The 20,311-nt window shown below is 65.5% G+C and carries 14 protein-coding genes; 2 read left to right on the forward strand and 12 right to left on the reverse strand.

The annotated features are described in order from the left end of the window. Positions 1-3: 3 nt before the first annotated feature. Positions 4-513 (reverse strand): sigma-70 family RNA polymerase sigma factor, encoded by a 510-nt coding sequence (locus tag HWX62_RS08080; RefSeq protein ID WP_175929404.1) that lies wholly within the window; start codon positions 511-513, stop codon positions 4-6. A 482-nt stretch (positions 514-995) separates the two neighbouring features. On the opposite strand from HWX62_RS08080, the gene HWX62_RS08085 reads away from it, so the two are divergent. Next, entirely contained in the window at positions 996-2,156 is a 1,161-nt protein-coding gene (locus tag HWX62_RS08085; protein WP_175929405.1) for a porin, read from the forward strand. Positions 2,157-2,568: 412 nt separating this feature from the next. After that, entirely contained in the window at positions 2,569-3,792 is a 1,224-nt protein-coding gene (locus HWX62_RS08090; RefSeq protein ID WP_175929406.1) for a transglycosylase SLT domain-containing protein, read from the forward strand. A 64-nt stretch (positions 3,793-3,856) separates the two neighbouring features. Here HWX62_RS08090 and HWX62_RS08095 read toward each other — a convergent pair whose 3' ends face one another. From HWX62_RS08095 to HWX62_RS08145, 11 genes are all read right to left on the reverse strand, one after another. After that, positions 3,857-5,980 carry a DUF2235 domain-containing protein gene (locus tag HWX62_RS08095; protein ID WP_175929407.1) on the reverse strand — a complete coding sequence of 708 codons (2,124 nt, stop codon included), beginning with the start codon at positions 5,978-5,980 and terminating at the stop codon, positions 3,857-3,859. Between the two features lie 5 nt (positions 5,981-5,985). Next, a complete protein-coding gene (locus HWX62_RS08100; RefSeq protein WP_048989006.1) occupies positions 5,986-6,465 on the reverse strand; it encodes a DUF3304 domain-containing protein in 480 nt (159 codons plus the stop codon). An 8-nt stretch (positions 6,466-6,473) separates the two neighbouring features. Next, the gene (locus HWX62_RS08105) at positions 6,474-6,848 is read right to left on the reverse strand and encodes a DUF805 domain-containing protein (protein WP_175929408.1); all 375 of its coding nucleotides are present in this window, start codon (positions 6,846-6,848) and stop codon (positions 6,474-6,476) included. Next, positions 6,845-7,735, reverse strand: coding sequence for a DUF4123 domain-containing protein (locus HWX62_RS08110; protein ID WP_244135994.1), 891 nt, complete (start codon positions 7,733-7,735; stop codon positions 6,845-6,847). Before HWX62_RS08110 ends, HWX62_RS08105 begins: the two co-directional genes overlap by 4 nt. A 5-nt stretch (positions 7,736-7,740) precedes the next feature. Beyond that, positions 7,741-10,545, reverse strand: a complete 2,805-nt coding sequence (gene vgrG / locus HWX62_RS08115) for a type VI secretion system tip protein VgrG (RefSeq protein WP_175929410.1) — start codon at positions 10,543-10,545, stop codon at positions 7,741-7,743. A 69-nt stretch (positions 10,546-10,614) separates the two neighbouring features. Then, a complete protein-coding gene (locus HWX62_RS08120) occupies positions 10,615-11,631 on the reverse strand; it encodes a hypothetical protein (RefSeq protein ID WP_244135995.1) in 1,017 nt (338 codons plus the stop codon). A gap of 1 nt (position 11,632) precedes the next feature. Further along, complete coding sequence (locus HWX62_RS08125; RefSeq protein ID WP_175929411.1) at positions 11,633-12,562, reverse strand: hypothetical protein; 930 nt, start codon at positions 12,560-12,562, stop codon at positions 11,633-11,635. Continuing rightward, positions 12,559-16,293 carry a type VI secretion system tip protein TssI/VgrG gene (gene tssI / locus HWX62_RS08130; RefSeq protein WP_175929412.1) on the reverse strand — a complete coding sequence of 1,245 codons (3,735 nt, stop codon included), beginning with the start codon at positions 16,291-16,293 and terminating at the stop codon, positions 12,559-12,561. The genes HWX62_RS08125 and tssI overlap by 4 nt, the downstream gene beginning before the upstream one ends. A gap of 61 nt (positions 16,294-16,354) precedes the next feature. After that, a complete protein-coding gene (locus HWX62_RS08135; protein WP_175929413.1) occupies positions 16,355-18,754 on the reverse strand; it encodes a DUF2235 domain-containing protein in 2,400 nt (799 codons plus the stop codon). Then, on the reverse strand, positions 18,751-19,371 hold the full coding sequence (locus HWX62_RS08140) for a DUF3304 domain-containing protein (protein ID WP_175929414.1): 621 nt from the start codon (positions 19,369-19,371) through the stop codon (positions 18,751-18,753). The genes HWX62_RS08135 and HWX62_RS08140 overlap by 4 nt, the downstream gene beginning before the upstream one ends. Before the next feature lie 84 nt (positions 19,372-19,455). Continuing rightward, positions 19,456-20,310 carry a DUF4123 domain-containing protein gene (locus HWX62_RS08145; RefSeq protein ID WP_175929415.1) on the reverse strand — a complete coding sequence of 285 codons (855 nt, stop codon included), beginning with the start codon at positions 20,308-20,310 and terminating at the stop codon, positions 19,456-19,458. Position 20,311: the final 1 nt, after the last annotated feature.

The raw sequence follows: 20,311 nt of genomic DNA on the forward strand, positions 1-20,311 counted from the left end.
CGGTCAGGCCGCCATCGCGAAAAAGCACTGCGTGCCGGCCTTCACGAGATAGCGCTTCACCGTCGCGAGCGATACGCCGAGTTCGCGCGCGATTTCGGCCTGCGTGAGCCCGTCGAGCTGCGCGAGCAGGAACGCGCGCTTCGCCGCGAGCGGCAGGCCGTCGAGCAGCCGGTCGATCTCGAGCAAAGTCTCGACGACGACGGCCCGCTCTTCCGGCGACGGCGCCACTGCTTCCGGGCGCTGCGCGAGCACGTCGAGATACGCGCGCTCGATCTGCTCGCGCCGCCAGTGGTTGCTCAGCACCCGCTGCGCGACCGTCGTCAGGAACGCGCGCGGCTCGTGGGCGCCGATCGGCTCGTCGCGGGCGAGCAGGCGTACGAACGTGTCGTGCGCCAGGTCGGCCGCGCGGTGCGCGCAACCGAGCTTCCGGCTCAGCCAGCCGCGCAGCCACGCGTGGTGGTCGGCATAGAGGGCGTCGATTTCTCGATGGAGGGACAGCTTGTCAGCGGACATGGCCGGGTTCCGGGGTGCGCGAGCGTCAACAATTCTGTAAATGAGAATGATTATTATATACAAAAGTAAGCTTGCGACCCGGCTTTCGGTGCGCGGCGGCTACGACGCAACGGCGGCGCGCGACGTTTCGAGCCCCCTCCGATCACCTGCGACGCACGGCTATCACAGTCGTTTCAGGGTGGCCAATTCAATTCGTTAAATAATGATTTGACGGATCGATAACAATATCGGGATTGCGGTAATTCACCCGGCAATCGCGGCGAATTATCGCGTCACACGCAAAACGCAATGAAAAACCGGCGGAATGACGATCCATTGATACGCAGCCTTCAATAATGCAAATCCCTCAATGGTGTATTTCCAGGAACATCCCTGTCTGCATCAGGCCACGACGAAGAATTTCATTTTTGCCGTTTTAGTGCGGCTCGGTAGTCTCCTGCCATTCCGGATCACGAACCCACACCCATGCGCCAGGAGATGAAATGAAACGCACGACCCTCTCGCTGATTTCGCTCGCGTCGTTCGCGGCAACACCCGTCGCGCATGCGCAGTCGAGCGTCACGCTGTACGGCGTGATCGACACGTCGATCACCTACGTGAACCACGCACAAGGCAAGGACAACGCGTGGATGCTCGGCAACAGCAGCGCGGGCAACCTCGCCGGCAGCCGGTGGGGCGTGAAAGGCACCGAGGATCTGGGCGGCGGGCTGAAGGCGCTGTTCCAGTTGGAGAACGGCTTCGACCCGAGCAACGGCCGGCTCGGCCAGGGCAACCGCCTGTTCGGCCGTCAGGCCTTCGTCGGCCTGACGAGCGACCGCTACGGCACGCTCACGTTCGGCCGCCAGTACGATCCGCTCGTCGATCTCGTGCAGGGCATTACCGCCGACAACTATCTGGGCAGCGCATTCGCGACGCCGGGCGACGTCGACAACTACGACAACAGCTTCCGCGTCGACAACGCGGTGAAGTACACGTCGGCCGTGTACTCGGGCCTGCAGTTCGCGGCGATGTATTCGTTCGGCGGCATCGCCGGCAGCACCGGCGCCGCGCAGTCGTACTCGGCCGCCGTGTCGTACAACAACGGGCCATTCAGCGTCGCGGGCGGCTACTTCCACGCGACCAACAGCCCCGCGTCGAACGGCCTGCGCACCGGCTGGACGAGTTCGTCGGACGGCACGTTCGACGGCCCGATCAACAACGGCTACGCGAGCGCGCACTCGATCGGCATCGGCCGCATCGCGGGCCAGTACGTCGCCGGCCCGTTCACGTTCGGCCTCGGCTACAGCAACGCGCAGTACCGCCGCGACGCCAGCTCGGTGTTCGGCTCGAACGAGCACTACAACACGGGGCAAGGCTTCGTGAACTACCAGGCGACGAATGCGCTGCTCGTCGGCGTCGGCTACAGCTACACGCGCTCGGGCGGCGACACGTCGGCAACCTATCACCAGGTCTCGGCCGGCGCCGACTACAGCCTGTCGAAGCGCACCGACGTCTACCTGAGCGCCGCGTACCAGCACGCCAGCGGCCAGACCGGCGACGGCAAGGGCGGCTCGATGGCCGCGCAGGCGTCGATCGGTTCGTACGGCTATGCGGGCACGAGTTCGCAGACGATGGTCAACCTCGGCCTGCGTCACCGCTTCTGATCGCGCATCGCGATACCGGGAAATGGCTGACCGCGCGCCGCGCGGCCGGTCGACTTCGGATTTCGCAGACGGCGGCTTCGGCCGCCAATTTTTTGTCGCTTTCTTTCGCCTCGGTTAACGGCCGACAAGCGATTTTCCCTTCCGCTCGCTTGATCTCCGGTTTCATCGCGCGAGTGACGCAATACGTCAGGTTTGGGACGCCACCATTGCAACGGCATTTGCGCAAATGCCGGCCGTTTTTACCGATCACGCATCGCCGCGGGCCGTGATCCGGCGCGATAAAAATGCGCGGCGAACGCGCCGGCAAATGCAAAGGAAAGTTTGACGCGAGCCATTTGCCCGCCCGCTATGGCACACTTCGCGTCTGCGTAATTTCCTTGCACCGGGCGGCCGGATTCCGCCCCAACCTGCCATGCCGCGTCATACTACTCGCCCGCTCAGCCGCTACACGCTGAACCTCGCCTCGACGATCGCGCTGTCGTGCGCGCTCTGCGGCGTCGCGCGGGCCGATTGCCTCGACGACGCGGCCGCGTTCCAGCACGTGAGCGTCAGCCTGATGCGCGGCATCGCGCAAGTCGAATCGGGGATGAATCCGAACGCGGTGAACACGAATACCAACGGCACGGTCGACATCGGGCTGATGCAGATCAACAGCACGTGGCTGCCGACGCTCGCGCGCGAAGGCATCACGCGGGAAAGCCTGTTCGATGCGTGCACGAACGCGTACGTCGGCGCGTGGATCCTGTCGCAGAACATCCGCCAGCTCGGCCCCAACTGGAACGCGATCGGCGCGTACAACTCCGCGTCGCCCGACAAGCGCCTCGCGTATGCGCGCAAGGTCTATGATGCAATCCGGACCATGCCGGATTCGCCGGATACTCCCATGCCCATCCTGCCACCGTCCTTTACGCCGCCGCAACAGGCGCAGACATACAACCCGTTCGCGAGCCTGAGCGTGTCGGCGCCGCCCGTCACGCGTGCGCGCACCGTATCGCCGGCCCCGCCGCCCTCGCCGCAGGGCGGCCCCGCCGGTCCGGCCGGCACGTACAACTTCGGCTGGACGGTCACCGGCGCCGACCAGGCCAAGCCGACCCAGGTGTTCGACGACGGCGCGCGAATCTACGTGCAGTTCAGCGACATGAAGCACGTGCCGGCGATCTTCACCGAGACGTCGGCCGGGCGCGTGCTGATGTCGTGGGAGCTGCAGTTTCCGTATGCCGTCGTGACGCGTCCCGCGCAAACGTTAATCTTCCAGCTCGGGCCGTTCGAAGCGCGCGCGCAGCGCGGCGCGGCAGCCGCGGGCATGACCGCGCAGGCCGGAACGGCGGGTGCGGCGACAGCCGGCGCATCGGCATCGGCATCGAAGAAGTCGGCCGGTACGGCGGCGAATACGACGACAAACGCGGCAGCCAATACGGCCGCGAAACGCACGGCCTCGGCCGATGCGCTGTGGTACGTGAATACGCCGTCGACGTCGGGCACCGCGACGGCGTCGCCATCGACCGCGAATGTTCCGGCCACGCTGCCGACGGCCATCACGTCGAACACGCCGCCGCCCGCGCCGGCCCAAGCACCGGCCGCGGCCGCGCAGCCGTCGCGTGTCAGCGCGGATGCGCTGTGGTACATCTCGAAGTAACGCGCGGGCCCGGCTGCCTGTAGGCAGCCGGCGTCGGCGAGCGGCAGACTGCCGACGATCGGGCCTATCGAACGGCCGTCGTGCCGGACGGTGCCGATACGGTCGATACCAGCGACTGATACATGTCTGCGACGCGGTCCAGGAACGACTTGTCGGGTGCGGTCGCGATTTTCTGCATCGCCCTCGTGTTCAGGTAGTTCTTGATCGACACGAGGTGGCTCCACACCGCCTCGACATCGCTCTCGGCCATGCTGTCGTGCACGTGCTTCACGAACAGCGGATACATCGCCTCCACCTGGGGCAGGCGCTCGCCCGGATTGTTCCAGAGCCAGAACAGCGCCTGCGCCTGCGGATCGGTGTTGAATATCGATGGTGGCAACTCGCCGCCGAGCTGCTTCATTGCCTGCTTGCCATCGAACCCATATCCCGGGCGCGTACCGTGCTGCTTCTGGAAATCGATCTCGCGCACCAGCTTCTCGTAACGTCCGTACGCTAGCGGATTGGCCGCGCCGCCGAGCCAGCCCGGCTTGCGCTGCGCCGCGGCCGCGCGATTCTCGGCCTGGTCGTACCACATGCGCAGCCACTGGATATACACGACCATGTGGCCCTTGAGTTCGCCCTGGATGTCCTTCGGCAGATCGGTCACGACGATCGGGCGCGGCGGTGCCGGATCGGGCACGCGGCAACCGTCCGTCATGTCAGGCACGGGCTTCGGATTGAGGAAATCGAGCGGCCCGATCGACTGCTTGAGCGTCGCCGACGGATAGCCGATACCTGTGCCCAGCGGCGTGAGCGGCGGAATCTCGCGTGTCGTCGCCACGAGCTTCTTGACTGCCAGCCGGTAGTCGAGCTGGAAATTCTGGATCTCGGGCGGCGCGACGATCTGCTGATACAGCGCACCGTCCTCGTTGGCCAGCGCGGTCAGGCTGGGCATCGGAATGCCGGCGCCGTACGCGCGGTGATACATCATCTCGAGCGGCACGCGCGCCAGCTTGTCGGAAATGCCGTCCTCGCCTTCGATCGCGCCGCCGCCCACGTCCACCTGCGCGCCGGGAAACAGGCGCTCCTGCCGCCGACCGCGCATGTCGGACGGGTCGACGCCGAGCATCGTCAGCGGCTTGTACACGCGCAGTTCGTGGGCGGCCGCGTAGTGCACGCATTTCTCGATGTCCGGCGACAGGATCAGATCCGACGACACCGCGTTGCTCAGCGGGATGTAGCCCGTCAGCAGGTTGTCGTCGAAGCGGTTCGTCACGCAATCGAACAGCCCCATGAACTTGATCTTGACCGAAACGCCATCGTATTTTCCCCCCTTGGCCACCTCGTCGAGCAATTGCCTGGCAAAGGCGAGCGCAAGGCCGCCGCCCATGTCGTAGCCGAAGATCGCGACATGGATCTTGTTCACCGTGCCGGCCTGCTTCGCGCCGGCCACCGCCGCCTTGAAATCCTCTACCGCCGCCTTCAGGCGCGTATCCACGCCCGTATTGAATAGCGCGGCGCCCAGCTTCGTATCGCGCGTGAGCTGGAACGACTCGGCCGCCGCGCCCAGCGATTCCTTGCCGACCTCCTTCAGCACGGTTTTCGGAATCCGGTACGGATACTTGACGACGTCGCGCCAGAAGCCCTTCCATTCGTGCCGCAGATAGCGCAGCGCACGATTCTTTTCCGACCCGGGCCGCTCGATCGCGCGCTCGATCCGCTTGCGCGCGTCGTCCAAGCCGTCTTTCGTCTTGCCGACCAGCGTGTCGAACGTGTCGCTCACGCGATTTCCGAACGTAGGATCACTGATCTTTCCACTCTGCTTCCACGCGTCCTCGGCGGCCTTCTGCGCCTTTTCCTTGACCTTGTCGACCGTCTGCTCCTTGAGCTTGTCGCGGGCTTTCTCGCTGACCGTATCCGTCGCCTTGTCCTTCAGGACCTCGCGCAGCACACCGGCCTCGGGGTCGAAATCCGCGCCGAGTCCCGGATAGTAGAAGCGCCGCATGTTCTTGTTCTTCTTGTCGTACGCGGCGTTGAACAGCTTCAGGATATTGGTTCGCGGACCGTCCTTCTCGCCGAAGCCGAATCCGTCGAAATAGAAGCTGACCCACAGCATGTGTTCGCATGCGGGACACATTTGCTCGGCCTCCGCCTTGACGCGGTCCGTCTCTGCGGAGACGGCGTCCTTCTTCAGATTGATTTCGGCCATGGCACTTACTTCTCCTGCGTCGGCTTGAGTTCCGGCGCGTTCATGTCGTCGACCCACTGCAGCTCGGCCGTGCCGTTCTTGCGGAAATACACACGCAGATAGCGCGACGTCGGCGATTCCGGCTGTGGAATGGTCACGTCGATCGTCTTGCGCTCGGGCTGGATGCCGCGCTGAATGTCGTCCAGCGGCTGCGCAAATTCCCAGAACAGCTTCACCTTCTGTCCCGGCGTTACCTTGCAACCGCAGGCAAAGCCACCGCCGCCGCCGAATGCCTCGCCGTCCTCGCGCGCCGACGGATTGCCGAAGCATCCCGACTTGTGCTCGTTGTCGAGCCAGAATTCGTGAAGCTTGCGCCCGTACTCGTTGTATCCGGTGACGCACACGTTATGCGGCTCCGCCGATACGTCGACACCGTGCTTGCTGCATGCGGCAAGCACGCCAAGCCCGACCAGCGCCACAACGTGCATCCCTGCTCTGAATTTCATCGATACCCTCACAAACTTGCGTCGTTGTTGCCTGCATCCGGCGATGGCGGACCGAACCGGTTGCGCGCGTCGTCCCCGCGATAGAACCCGTTCATCGCAATGGTGATGAACGCGCCTCCGACCGGGATCGCATGAAGAAGCGCCCACCATCCGGACTTGCCGATGTCGTGCCAGCGCCGCACCGACACCGCGACGAGCATCCAGATCATCACGATCGCGAATGCCCAGCCGACGACATCGACGAACGTCGCGATACGTTGCGCTGCCGGCAGGCCGGCGAGCACGTCGAGCACGGAGCCCGCAATCAGCCACGGCACGGTCACGCCCCACCACTCGATGCGCCCGGCCCGGCCGCGGAATGAAAACAGGGCGACCGCGTTCATTGCCGCGCCTCCTGTTTCGTCTCGGCATTCGCGGCATCGATCTCGATCAGGCGATCGAGCAATGCGTCGCACAACGCGTCGTGATCATGCCGATACGCAGCAATGCACTCGGCAACGACGCGCTCGTCGTCGAGCTCCACGTGGCCGACCATCGCCAGTGTCGCACCGATCCGGTAGGCAAGGCGGTCGTCACCCGATCCCTGCGCATCCAGCACGCCGATCAGACGACGCATGCGCGCGTAAGTATCGAACGGATCCGCGTCGACGGGGATCCGGCCGTTGCGTCGCAATTCGGCGAGCACGGCGTCCGGCCGGCTGCCGCGCCGCAAAGCGTCGAGCTCGCGCGCATCCACGCATGCGTAGAAGATTCGTTCGTGCCGGCGCGGATGTCGCACCGTACCGACGGTGCCATCGCGACGCACCCAGGTCCATGACACGCACGGCGACAACAGCGCCTGATAACGCGACTCGGACAGCGCGCCCGCCAGTGCCTGAAACACCGCCGCGTCGTAGAACCGCAGCAGTCCGTCGCGATCGTCGGGCAGCGTCACGCGCGTCCTGACGCCGAGTTTCGGCACGAGTTCATCGAGCGGATAGACGCTGACCAGCGACAGAAACGCGAACGGCCGCCGCGCGAGCTGCCGTTCGAGCAACGCCGGCACGTGCGATGCACGATAGTCGCACACCAGCGCACAGACCTCCGGATTGCTCGCCTCGGGCTGGCCAGCGAGCACGTTGCGAACCTGTCCTGCCGCAATCAACTCGCGCCAGGGCGCCGCGTTGATCGGCAACTGCGACGCATCGGCCAACAGGTAGCGATGGGCATCCGGAAACGCTGCATGCTCGGCGGCCGCCGTCGTTTCCCATGTCTGGAGCAGCGCAGTCATCGTCGTCACCCGCGCGTGGCGATCGCTTCGTGGCGATGCGCGAGATCCCGCATGCATTCGACACATGCCGGCTTGTTCATCGACGGCAACTGGACGTTCGCGGATCGCGGGCCAGTCAGCGTGTGCTGGGCCGCATGGAACGTCGCTTTGCCCGGCGCGCCGATCACGATGTCGTTGCCTTCCATCTTCAGGAACGCGTTGGCCGCCGTCAGCAGCAGCCGCTTCGGCGACTGCAGCGCGACACTTGCCTTCGCGCTCGATACAGTCACCGCACGCTGCGCACTGGCGTCGAGCGTGCCGCCGTTCTGCGCCTGCACGGTGACGGTGCCCGTCGCAGCATGAAGCGCGATCCCGGCGGCCGGCACGGGACGGCTGCCGCCCGGGGTGCCGTGCGTGTACAGCGCAATGCCTTCCTTCGCGACGATGCTCGACTTGCCCTGGACCGTGACCTGCACGTCGCGTCCGGCGCTCAGTACGGTTTGCGTGCCCGACGTCCACACGTGGCTTTGCGCCGTCAGCGCGGCGACGCCGGCCGCGCCGTGCGCGACGAGATGCGGATGCTGCCACGCAACCGCGCCGCCGCCGGCACCGCCCGCGCCACTGCCTTCGCGCGTTGCGCCGAGCGACACCTGGCTTTGCTGCAGGCCCTCGATCGCCACGAGCGGCGATGTCGTGTCGCCGACAGACGCGACACCATCGGGCTGCGCCATGCTCGCGCCCGGCTCCGCACCCTGCTGGCGCGCGAATTTCGCGAGCCCCTGCAGCATCTCGCGTTGCTGCGCGAGCACCTGGCTCGCTGCACTCGCGTCCATCTGGTTCACGCCGGGCGCCGTGCTGATCAACAAGCCGGCGCCGGCGCGCAGCGCGGCGGCTGCCTGCGTCGACAGTTCGGCGCCGTAGCCGCGATCGGCCAGACGCCGGTTGTCCTGCACCTGCTTGATGTGCCCGAGCGTCAGGCCGCTGCCGTGATCGGTCGTATAAAGGCGCGCACTCGACTGCCCAGCCGTATCGTCAAGCATGAATTGTCGCGAGCCACCCGCGCCGGTCTGACTCGCACTCAGATCCTGCGTCTTGAACCCGGTCAGCACGGCTGCGTGGTCGTTGCCGGCAAACCAGGCCGCCGCATTGGCCGTGCTGCCGCTCGGGCCGCCCGCCAGCGCATTGTGCTGCGCGTCCGCGTTGCCTTGCCCGTTGTACAGCGCGGCGACCGCGACCGGCCGGTCGGGCTGGCCTTCCAGCCATTCGGTCCAGACTTCCTGACCGACGCGCGGCACGCTCACGCCGCCCCAGTTGTCGCCGCCGATCGATGTCACCATGCGCGTCCAGGTGCCCGCGCCACGATCGGCCGGCGCGTTCGCCGCGCGCGGATGTTCGTCGCGACTCGCGGAATTCTGCCCGCGCTGCGCATGATGCTGGATCCGGATCCGGTGATCGCGTTCGGTATGAACCGGATCGCCCGCGCCGACCACGATGCTCGTCTGAGCGCCCGGCATCACCGCGACCGGATGCACGCGTGCGCCATGCCCGCTCGGCGCCAACGGCCGGTAAGCCTGGTCGAACGGCAGCGCGGCGAAGCGGTTCCGGTACACCTCGTCGCCATCTACCAGCGCGCCGCCGGCGTGCGTCGTGGCGTCGAATGCCGCGTGCAGCGCCTGCGCGTCGCCCGGCTCGCCGGGCGCGATATCGAGTCCCGGCGGAATCGCGCCGAGCCGTTGCGCGATCGCGCCGTGCACGTCGGCGCTCACGTTCGCACGCGCGTCGTGCTCGACGCGCAGGCACACGAACGCGCGCGATGGATCGAGCGACGGATGCCGCGACATCGCGAAACGCAGCCCGGGCCGCAAATCGCGACGCGTGCCGCTGCCTTCGGTTTGCAGCGCCGCCACGCGCTGCGCGTCGAGTTGCTGCTGCGCGCGCTGGTCGCCGATCGCGGCGGTCTGGAACGCGTACGGGCCTGCGACATCGCGATCCTCGCCCGGCGCGACCGCACCGCTCGCGCGCACGCTGGACGGACGGGTCGACAGGCTTCGGTGATCCCAGCTTGCGCGTGCGACGCTGCCGATGCGCCAGCGGCGCGCATTCATGAATTGCCGGATGCCGCCGCGCGGGTCGCCGTCGCTCGTCTGATGGAAACCGATGACTTCGGGTTCAGCCGGGGCGAAACGCTGGTTCGTATCGGCCAGCACGAGCGTGTGTTTGCCCAGGTCAGTCGAGTGCGCGTCGCCCTGGTGTTCGAACCAGTAGAAGATGCCCTCTTCCGCCCACAGCCGTTCGAGAAACGCGAAATCCGATTCGCCGGCCTGTGCGGTCAGGCTGCGGTTCGCATATTTCGCCGGGTCGGCCAGCGCCCAGCGCCATGCCGGCGCGATCGCGCCACGCGCATAGTGCGCAAAGATCTGCTCGCTGATCTCGACCACGCTCGCGTTCACGAAGTTGTAGCTGTCGACGCGCTGATGCAGCAGCGCGAGCCACGGTTCGACGACGAGCCGCACACGCGCGAGCCCGCCGTTGTAGCCGACGAGTTCCGCGGCCGTCACATGGCCGTGGAACGGGCGTCGTGCGTCCTGCCCGTCCGCGACCTGCCATTCGATGAGGACCGACGCGCCGATCAGTTTGTCGAGCGGCAGGTCGGGCCGCTCGGTCAGCGCGGTGAGCTGAAACCGGAAGCCGCCGCGATCGAGCGACTCCCATCCTTGCAGGCTCTCGGCGACAAGCTTGTCCGCGCCGAGCGGCGTGGTCAGCCACAGAAACCGGTCGTGCTGCGACCAGCCGCGGAAGAATGCCTGGATGAGATCGGATTGGGTCGACATGATGTTTGGCTCGGGGTTCGCTGGGAACGGTGTTTCTGATCAAGGCTTTCGGGATGCCCGAAGCCCGCATTAACGCTCGGTCAGTTCGACGGCCGGCAGCAGGTCCATCTGCGTAAACACCTTGCCCTTCATTTCGTCGGGCGACTCAATGTTGAAGTTGGCTGTGCCTACGAACCGGTACGTGCCCGAATGAATCCGTTGCGCGGACGAACCCGGATCGAATGTGAGCGCCGTGTAGGGCACGAGGAATGTGACCTTTACCGGCACTCCTGGTTTGACTGCAATCGTCGACGCATAAGGTCGGGAAGCGGCGCTCAGATACTTCTCATCCAGCCGGACCTCGAAGCCGACGCCGGAGTCGCTAAGCCCGCCGATCTGGACGTATTGCACGGTCGGGAGGGCAAGTAGCGGCGACCAATTCTCGACACCGTCAATGACAACGTCCTGTATGCCATCATTCTCGAACACGAGGTCAACCACCAGATTTCCCGACTCGGAATGCACGGCAAACACCGGATGCAGATTGATTTCCGGCGTGCCGTGGTCAAGCAGATCCTGCGCAAGGTCATAAAGAAACGCCAGCTTGCCGCTGATTTCGTCGCTGGATCGATACTGAAGGTCGCCCTGATAACGCCTTCCATTCAGATCGAACGAATACGCGAGGACCGATCCAATATTGCGGCCCGGCACCGAGGTGATCTCGTGATTGGCCAGCATCCGCTTCACCTGATCGATCTCCGTTCGATAGCGCCCGCTGAGCTTCGCCGAGTATTTTCCGACGCCCATATACTTCGCCGGCGGCATGATGTCCAGCTCTCGTCCGCGCGAATAGTAGGCAACGCGATCGCCGTCGAACGCGAAAGCCAGTGGAGGCGATGGTGCGATCTGGCCGGGGCTGCTCCGTATTTCGAAGTAGCCTCGGCCCGCTTCTGCCAAGGCGGCTTCCGTCACGCCGAACAGAAACACCGCCGCCAGAAAATATGGCGCACGTCGCCCGATTCCGCCCGTACGGCTTCCCGCTCGACGAACAACTTTTCGCTTCCCGATCATCGGTATCGCGCGTAGCGTGCGTTCAGTCCGGATCATGTCACTCCCGCGTCAAACCGATCGACGGCACCGGGTCCGTCCACGTCAAGAACCTGCCGGACATCTCGTCCGGTTTGTCGACATTGCCCTGCATGCGCCCGACAAAATCGTAGGTGCCTGTTTCCATGCGCTGAATGGGAGAGTCGCTGTCGAACGACAAAGCATCGTAGGGAACCGCGAACCCGAGCCGGGTCACGTCACCCGGCCTGACGGTGATCTCCCTGGCATAGCGGCGCGACGCGTCGATTAGATACTTGCTCCCCAGGCGGACCTTGAAGTCGGTACCTGCGCTGTTGCTTCCCCTGACTTCGACGTATTGCCGAGTCGGGATCGCAAGATTGTCCGTCCAGGTATCCGGACCATCGATGATGACCTCGTGCCGGCCCTCGTTCCGGAATTCGACTTCGACCAGCAAACGATTCGAGTCGGAACGAATCGACAACGCCGGATGAAGATTGATCTCGGGCTTTCCATGGCTCAGCAGTTCCTTCGCGAGCGAATACAATGCGATGATTTTGTCCCGTACCGGCTTTTCCGCCTGGTAGTTGAACGCACCTTCGTAGTGGTGTCCATCCATGTCGAACGAATAGGACAAAACCGGTCCCGCATTGACCGCGTCCCGGACCGCCGCATCGCGTTGGCTCAGCACGCGCCGGATTTCCGCGAGCTGCCCGGCATAGGCGTCGCTCGATTCGACCGTATATTTCCCGATGCCCAGATAGCGGCCCTGCGAACTGTGATCGAGATCCCTTCCGCGCGAATAGTAGGAAAGCGTCTTGCCGTCATCCTTGATCACCATCGTCGGCGCGGGATTGGTCTGTCCGGACCCGCTGCGGATTTCGAAATAGCCGCGCTCGTTTTTCGCAGACGCCATGTCCGTCACTCCAAGAATCAATGTCATCGCCATCAGGACCCGTGTAAAGCGCATCATTTCAGGACTTCCCACTCGATGTTGGTTTTCTTCTGGAACCAATCGCGAAATCCGTACATGTAGTACTTCGGAATCTCGGGATTCGGCAGAAACATCCCCTCGCCCATCAGATTCGTCGAAGACGTACGCTGCCAATTATCCTGGAGCTGCGGCATCGCGACGTCGACGAGTTTCTGTGCATTGATATAGGCGCCGTAGACGGCCCCTTGATTCTCGAAGTACTCGTCCGGCCACCCATAGTGGTGTCCTGCCTCGTGAATAATGGCGTTTTGCGTAGCCTCACGCGTTGCCTTCTTCTTCACGGGATCCCACGTGACCTGCACCTCGCCCCAGTTCTCCGAATTTGCCCGCGCCTCCATCGGGTACAGACTGATGGTGCTGTGAAACCGTCCGGTCGTCGTGACGAATTCGATCTCCTGCTTCAACTTCACCTTGCAGGTGCAGTTCTTGCCGAGTGGGCATTTCTTCGGCTGCATGTAGTAGTGGTTTCGGTTCAGGCCGTTTTCGATCCGCCGCTTGAAACCCGCGAGATCGGCCGAACTCGCGGGCCGCTCGACCTTCTGCCAGACGACCTCGTCATCCCCCGGCCCATCGCCGTCGTACGGTATCGAAACCGGCTTACCGGTTTTCCTGTCCACCAGCAACCGGCCGTTCGTATACTCATGCTGATCCACGAGCACGACCCGAAGGCGAACCGTTGCGGTCAACGTGGCCGTTGCCGGCGTGTATTCGATGTCGTACATGCCGGTCGACCCGGAAAAGCGAAGCAGAATCGGATGCTGATCTTCGAGCACTGCACGGCCGTTCGCGTCAGTCTGATAGTAGTCGACAAGTCCCATATCCGGCCGATATTCAAGCTGCTTGAGCGGCGGCACATGAAGATTGCATGGGGCGATCGACGCGGCGGGGCCGCTCTTCGGTAGTCCCTCGAGTTCGTCCGACACCGGCACGGGAGCCGAATGTCCGAGTTGCGGCTCCCGCGACAACGTGGAGCCTGCTGAGCCAGGACCAACTGACACAGCGGGCTGAGCGGGGAGTGTCCGGGTCGAGATCGGCTGGCTCGATGCACTCTCGAACGTCTGCGCCGCGAGCGCGGCGCCACCCGCTCCCGATGCCGTCGCACCGACGATCGAACTCGCCGCACCCACCAAACTTCCGCCCCCCGCCACCGCCCCTCTCCCCGCCGGACTCGCCGCCAGCGCCTGCACGAGAAAGTCGCACGGATCGCCTTGCGGCAACACCGGCAGCGCCGGCAGCTTCACGCTCGTCGCCCGCGGCCCCGGGAACGGATGCCCGCCCGCCTTCACCGCGAATTGCCCCGGCGTCTCGACGACGATATCGCCACCCTTCAACGTGATCCGGTTCGGCCCCTGCTGCAGCACGATCGCGTCCTGCGCAAGCACGTCGACGCGCTCGTCGGTCGACGTCACGCGCACGGTCTGGTCCGCGAGAATCTCCATCGTCGACGCATGCGCCTCGACGCTCACCGGCCCTTCGCCCGCGATTGCCTTGAGCCCGCCCGCCACGCTGTACAAGCTCATCGCATCGCCCGTCGCCGCGGCCACGGTGGCACCGGCGCCCACATGCGCATCGCCTTGCGACGTCAGATGAACGTGCTGCGCCGCATACGACACCGCACTCTCCGGCGTCGTCACCACGATGTTCTCCGGCGACTCCATCAGCACCACGGGCGTCGCGAATCGCTCGACGGGATCGCCGCCGTCGCGCTGCGTCCCGGTCGGCTTGGTCGCGCTCTGACCACCCACGCTGCCCGCATACTTGCCGTCCTGCGCAGGATCGATCGCCTTGAGGAAATCAGTCTGCGCCTTGTTCGCGCTCAGGCCGGCCGCCTGCGCACCGGTCGCCGCCGTGTCGAGTTCCTGCGCCGTTTTCGCCGCGTCCTTCAATTGCTCCACGCGCTCGGCGACATCCATCTGCGTCGACGCGCCGAGCCGGCGCGCGGTACTCGACATCAGCACGCCCGCGCCGGCCCGCACGACACCCCATCCCTGCGTCGCCAGTTCGAAGCCTTCACCGCGATAGGCGCCGCGCATCGTCCCCTGCTGGTCGATCAGATAGCCCTGCGCGAGGCGCGTGTCGGCAGTCGAATTGCTCAGCTCGTGACGCAGTTGTCCGGCCGCATCGTCCATCACCCAGCGACTGCCGGGTAGCCCATCGAGGGTCTGCGTCTGCAGGCCCGTCAGTGTTCCTGAATGATTCGCGTCGCTGCCTTCGCCCGCGGAGAACGGCGGACGCACACGCCCGCCGTACACCTGGCCGAGCACGACCGGCGCATCGATGTTGCCCGACTCGAAGCCGACCACCACTTCCGCCCCCACGCGAGGTACAAACGCATGACCGAAATTCGGCCCGGCCGCCTGTTCGGCGACGCGAACCAGAATGCCCGAACGGTGATCGCCCGGCGCGTGGCCGGTCGGATTGGACCGGCTTGCCGTATCCGTCAACCCGCCCGGCAGCGGCGCGACACCGCGCATCCACGGAAACTGGATGCGGACCTGGTGATCGCGCGTGCTGCTGACGCGCCCACCCGGCTCGCCGACGACGATCGCAGTCTGCACCCCGTACACCGTCGGCCGGTCGCGGAACGGCGGCACGATCGGCGTGCCCTCCGGCACCGCGACGAAGCGGTTGCGATACAGCCCCTTGTCGAGCTCGCCGCGTCCGAACAGCTGGCCGATCTGCGCGCCGAGGTTGTTGACGGCCTCGTGCTCGATCGACAGCGGTATGAATCGCACGGTGCCGCCCAGATAGTCGTTCAGCGTATGGACCTTGCCGGTCTCGAGCGTGCGCGACGAGCCGCCGCCACGGTAGACCCGTTTCGCGAGCTGCAGCGCGTCGAGACGCTGTTCGGCGTAACGCTGCGCATCGCCGCTCGTGTCGAAGCGGCCTGCGCGCTGGCCGTCGTAGATCTCCCGCACCGGCAGCAACGGCGCGTCGGCATCGGCAGGCTGCTGCGCATGGCCGGCAAGCGCATGAAGTTCGCTGGCTTTCCAGCTCGTCGCCACCACGCGATCCGGCACCAGCTGACGCCGATCGGAGAATTGCGTCATCACGCCGTCCGGATCGCCGACGTCCTGCGCATTGAATGCGATGGCGCTGCCGTCGGGCAGCCGCGCATGGCGGTCGAACACAACGACGGTATGGTCGCCCGACGGCGCCTTCCCCGCGTCCTGCCCGTGCTCGATGCGAAACGACAAGCCGGCCTCGGACAACTGCCGCGACACGAAATCGAGATCGGTTTCGCGATACTGGCCGCGCAAGCGAAACGATCGCAGCGGCTCGACGAGTTCATAGCGCCAGTGCGCTTCCGGATAGTCGCCGAACACACGCTCGCAGATCCCCTCGGCATCGAGGTCGACGAAATAGAGGCAATTGCGGCGCAGCTTCAGCAGCGCGAGCCACGATTCCATCGTGAGCCGATAGCGCGTGAACTCGCCGTCGCTCTCCGCATAAGCGGCATGCGTGACGTAGCCGTTCCAGCATCGTTCGCCCGCCGCCGTCGCGAGACGCAGCCGCACGGCGCTGCCGATCAGCGGCGCGAGATCGAGAAACGGCTCGCTCGACAGCACGTCGATCTCGAACCGGAACGATTCGCTGATCCCTTCACGACCGTGAAAGCGCTCTACGACGAATGCGTCCGGCATCGCGGTATCGATCTGGATATGACGGGTCGCTTGCCCGTACCCCGTTAATGCGGCAACTAGATCCATGTCGTTTCTCGGCAATCGCGCGCGAATGCGTGTCGCGCCGGCTGGTTCGTGTCCAATCGGTTCATCCGAACAGCTTGCTCATGTCGACGTTGCGCTGCATCTGCTGACGCATCGCCTCCATGTCTTCCTGCACGCTCGGCACGTGGGGCGCGTCCCAGCGCACGCCGTTCACGTAGACGGTGCGCCAGCGCAGGTAGCCCCAGACGAACGAAAACTCGCGCCCCGAATCCTGCAGCGCGAGACCACCGGTGACTTTCGGGTCGGTCAGCACGGCGCTGTCGGTCGGCGCGGTGGCATCCCGGGCCGCGCGGGCTTTCTGTGCAGCCTGCTGCGCGGCGTCGTAACGTTTCAGGATGCCGGCCTGCTGCGCGGTCAGCGGCGAACGCGGTTCGGGCTCCGGCGCGACGTTGGCGGCCGGCCCGAGCCCGAGCGCACCCGCCCCCATCATCTGCATGATCTGCGACGGTCCCGGCACGCCAAGTTGCTGGCGCTTCTTCCACTCTGCGTGCTCGCGCTCGAACTCGGCCTGGCGCGTTTTCAGCGCTTTGATCTGGTTGTGGTTCCACACGTCGTCGTCGTCGCCCAGCGGCTTGAACCATGCGCGCGAGTCATGCATGAAGTTGTCGTACAGCGCGCTGATCGGCGCTTCCGGCGGCCCCATGTTCCAGTCGCCGCGCACCTCGAGCCACTGCTTCCATTTCTCTTCGAGCTGCAGCTGGAAGAAATCCTCGGCGCGCTTGGCGCTCGCGCGCACGAGCGGGCCCACGAACGGAATCGCGGACTGCAGGCCCGCGGCGATCGGCAGGACGGCCGGCGAAATGACGGCCGCCGCCTTCGGGTTCTGGGTGATCTTCCGGCTGACCGTGTTGCCCGCGTACCGGCTCACGGTCGGTCCGCCTTCTTTCTCGCATTCGAGCAGGTCGCGCCATTCGAGCCGCAGTTCCTCGTTCGCGCTGTCGAGATCGACGGCATCCTGCGGATAGGCAGCCTTGGCGGCGAGAAACGACGGTTGCGAACGCAAATTGTCGAGCCGCATCTTGCGCCAGCGCAGGTAAAGCCCGTAGTGCGCGCGCATCAGGCCCGGCGTGCCGTGCTCCTTCGCGTAGTAATAGTCGGCGCTCGTGCTCACATAGGCGGAAAAGGCGCGCTTGAGCGCGGGAGAAATCGCGAATGCCGCCGCGGCTTCGGCAGCGACACCGGGCCCCTTGATATCGAGTGGAACACCGGCCTTGCGCGCTTCGCGATACATGTCGAGCAGCGGCACCTGCGACAGCTTGTCCGCGTCGCCGGTGCCGCGCCCCTGCTCGCCTGGCCCGTAACCGCCGCCGACATCCGAATGCACGCCCGGATAGACGATTTCCTCATGCCCGTCCCGCGACGCATCGATCAGGTCGAGCGGGAACGATCCGCGCGGCTCGTGGGCGGCGACCATATGGACGCAGCGGCGCACGTAGCGCGGCACGCCCATCAATTCCTTGCGCCCCCAGCCGCCGTGCCCGTCGAACAGCGTCGCGGCCGTGCTTTGCGCGATGCCGACCGACGCGACCGTATCGAAGATGCCGAGAAAGTCGTAAGACACGGGCACGCCGCACAGGCTGAAATCGGGGTCCAGCGCATCGGCCAGCCAGTTCGAGAACGTGCGGGCCTCGGCCGCCCCGCGCGAAAAACCGAACACGTACAGCCGAATGCGCTGCAGTTTCGGCTTGCCCTTCACCAGCAGATCGCCGACGCGCGCCTTCAGCTGCGCGCACCGGGCCCGCAATGCGACGCGGCGTTTCTCGTCCCATGCGCGCATCGTCGCGGTCCAGTTCGCCGTATCCACTTCGCCCTTGAGCTGCGCCCAGATCGTGTCGCGATCCCAGGTCAGTTCGATCCCGTTCTGCTCGGCGGCCATCAGCTTGAGCGCACCGACGCTCGAACTGCCGCGCGCGTTGATGTCGCCGAGACTGCCCGGCTTGGGCGGAGTGCCGCCGAGATCGATGCCCTTGAAATTCAGGTCGACGCTGACGGCCTTCGCGAGTTCCTTGTCGCTCTTGCCGAGCGCCGCGGACAGCGAATTGCCGAACGCGTGCGCATGCACGACGTTGTGGATCTGCAGCAGCGCCCAGTTGATGCGCCCCTCGCCGGCCCATCCCGTCGCCGCGCCGGCCGCGGCCTGCAGTCCGACGCCCTGGTCGCCGATCTCGTCGACGAACGGCGTGCCGACGCCGGCCACGTAAATGGCACTGTGATACTTGTCGCGCGGAAACACGTCGAACAGCCGCGCGACGTTGCTGTGCTTGCCGCCCGTGCGATCGCGATCGGCGTTGTTGCGCGTGCCGTCGAAGAAGATGCCGACATGCAGCGTCTTGCAGCAACTCATCCCGTCGTCGTCGTGCAGCCGACGCATGATCGCGTCCTGCTCCTCCCGGGTGACGACGCCGACGTCAGGCCGGTCGGCGCTCGCGAAGCGGAAACTCATTGCATGATCCTCTTGTCGGGATTCGGGCACTGCGGGTCGCTGTTGCGCAACGTGAAGTTCCCCGGGCACGCTTCATCGGGCGCCTGGAGATTTTCGGGGAAGCCCCGGTAGCCGGGCATCCACTGAGACGCATAGACCTTGATTCGATCGTGCGGAAAGAACAGGACCCACAGGAAGCCATCCGAGAATGTGTCGTAGCGCTCAACCGGTACGACCCGGCTCGCAAGCGCCTTCGGATCCTTCCTGTACAGGTTGTCGTCCCGCCACTGCAGGTTGACGGTCAGTCCCGGATGCCATTGTTTCGGCAACGCGACGCAGCAGATGATCGCGCCGCCGCCGCTGCCGATGCGCGCCGGCACCGTCCCGCCCCAGGTGCCGTCGACGTAGAACGCGCCGATCGGAACGTCGGTGTAGTTGAGGGCATTCAGCTTCAGCCCCATCGTGCCGGATGCGGCCGCCGCACCTGCGACGCTCGACGCGCCGCCCGACGCCCCGGCCGCAGTCGACGCGGCAGGCGACACGTCGGTCGCACGCGAGCATCCGGCCGTCCCGAGCAGGATGGCCATGAACATCAGCAGCCGAGCGGCAAACGTCGTGGAACCGGCATTCAAACTCATCTTTTCATCCTCTTGTCCGACGCCGTGCGGCGTGGATCGCTATCAACCACGTGCGCTGTCGCATGCACGCAAACCCGTGTCGTTCTATGCGGACGACGTCGCCGGCGCGAGCTCCGTCACCAGATACCCGGCCGCCACGAGGGCATCGAGCGCGGCTCGCGACGCCGCCGCAGGGGGACCGTCGTGCCGCGCCCACGCCGCACTCACACACGCATGGGCTTGCGACGGCGTGGCCACCAGGCGGCCGAAACTCTCCGGACGCTGGCGAACATGAAAAATCAGCGTGTCGATCTTCGCAGCCTGTCGAAGCCATTCGATCTGTTCGTCGCCGAGCACGTATGGCTCGCCGCTGCGCCCGGTGTCCGCTTCACCGCCGGCCGCCTCGCCCACGGTGTCGAAATCGAGCGGGACGAGCGCGCCGGTGCGATCGAACACATGCCACGCGTCGATGCCATTCGTGAAGCGGCGGCGCTGTGCGGGCGTCAGCGCCACGAGCCACGCGGGCAGGCAACGCGTATCGGCGAGACGCACCAGAAATGCTTCGCCGTCGGATGCCGCACTCGCCTCCATCTGTCCGCGCAGATGCGCGGCGAGCGCGGCCGTATCGCGCGCGCCACGCAGCAGGCTCACCATCGGTCGTCCGGACGTCTCGCGCAGCACGGTCTCCAGCATCGCCCGGCGCGCCGCCGCGTCCGCCGGCAGCGGTACGAGGCACGGCGAAATCGCCAGCAAGTCGTCGCCGTCGTACACCCCTTCGTACAACACGACGGCATCGTTGCGCTCGACCGCGGGCATTCGGTCACGCATCGCCGGCGCGAAACTCATGTCGAGCAGCAGGTGCCAACGGCCGTCGGCCGGCACGCGCTCGAAGAGCGCATTCAGCCGGTCCGGCGTGTCGTCGGGATAGCGGTCGATCCAGTCGGTCGTTTCGATCGTCATG

The organism is Burkholderia sp. BCC0506 (genome assembly GCF_902833145.1).
In the GTDB taxonomy this organism is placed as follows: domain Bacteria; phylum Pseudomonadota; class Gammaproteobacteria; order Burkholderiales; family Burkholderiaceae; genus Burkholderia.

What these genes read in the sequence shown, in the direction of transcription:
- HWX62_RS08080 (WP_175929404.1), bottom strand. Translation starts at nt 513, where the DNA reads ATGTCCGCTGACAAGCTGTCCCTCCATCGAGAAATCGACGCCCTCTAT.
- HWX62_RS08085 (WP_175929405.1), top strand. Translation starts at nt 996, where the DNA reads ATGAAACGCACGACCCTCTCGCTGATTTCGCTCGCGTCGTTCGCGGCA.
- HWX62_RS08090 (WP_175929406.1), top strand. Translation starts at nt 2,569, where the DNA reads ATGCCGCGTCATACTACTCGCCCGCTCAGCCGCTACACGCTGAACCTC.
- HWX62_RS08095 (WP_175929407.1), bottom strand. Translation starts at nt 5,980, where the DNA reads ATGGCCGAAATCAATCTGAAGAAGGACGCCGTCTCCGCAGAGACGGAC.
- HWX62_RS08100 (WP_048989006.1), bottom strand. Translation starts at nt 6,465, where the DNA reads ATGAAATTCAGAGCAGGGATGCACGTTGTGGCGCTGGTCGGGCTTGGC.
- HWX62_RS08105 (WP_175929408.1), bottom strand. Translation starts at nt 6,848, where the DNA reads ATGAACGCGGTCGCCCTGTTTTCATTCCGCGGCCGGGCCGGGCGCATC.
- HWX62_RS08110 (WP_244135994.1), bottom strand. Translation starts at nt 7,735, where the DNA reads ATGACTGCGCTGCTCCAGACATGGGAAACGACGGCGGCCGCCGAGCAT.
- vgrG (WP_175929410.1), bottom strand. Translation starts at nt 10,545, where the DNA reads ATGTCGACCCAATCCGATCTCATCCAGGCATTCTTCCGCGGCTGGTCG.
- HWX62_RS08120 (WP_244135995.1), bottom strand. Translation starts at nt 11,631, where the DNA reads ATGATCCGGACTGAACGCACGCTACGCGCGATACCGATGATCGGGAAG.
- HWX62_RS08125 (WP_175929411.1), bottom strand. Translation starts at nt 12,562, where the DNA reads ATGATGCGCTTTACACGGGTCCTGATGGCGATGACATTGATTCTTGGA.
- tssI (WP_175929412.1), bottom strand. Translation starts at nt 16,293, where the DNA reads ATGGATCTAGTTGCCGCATTAACGGGGTACGGGCAAGCGACCCGTCAT.
- HWX62_RS08135 (WP_175929413.1), bottom strand. Translation starts at nt 18,754, where the DNA reads ATGAGTTTCCGCTTCGCGAGCGCCGACCGGCCTGACGTCGGCGTCGTC.
- HWX62_RS08140 (WP_175929414.1), bottom strand. Translation starts at nt 19,371, where the DNA reads ATGAGTTTGAATGCCGGTTCCACGACGTTTGCCGCTCGGCTGCTGATG.
- HWX62_RS08145 (WP_175929415.1), bottom strand. Translation starts at nt 20,310, where the DNA reads ATGACGATCGAAACGACCGACTGGATCGACCGCTATCCCGACGACACG.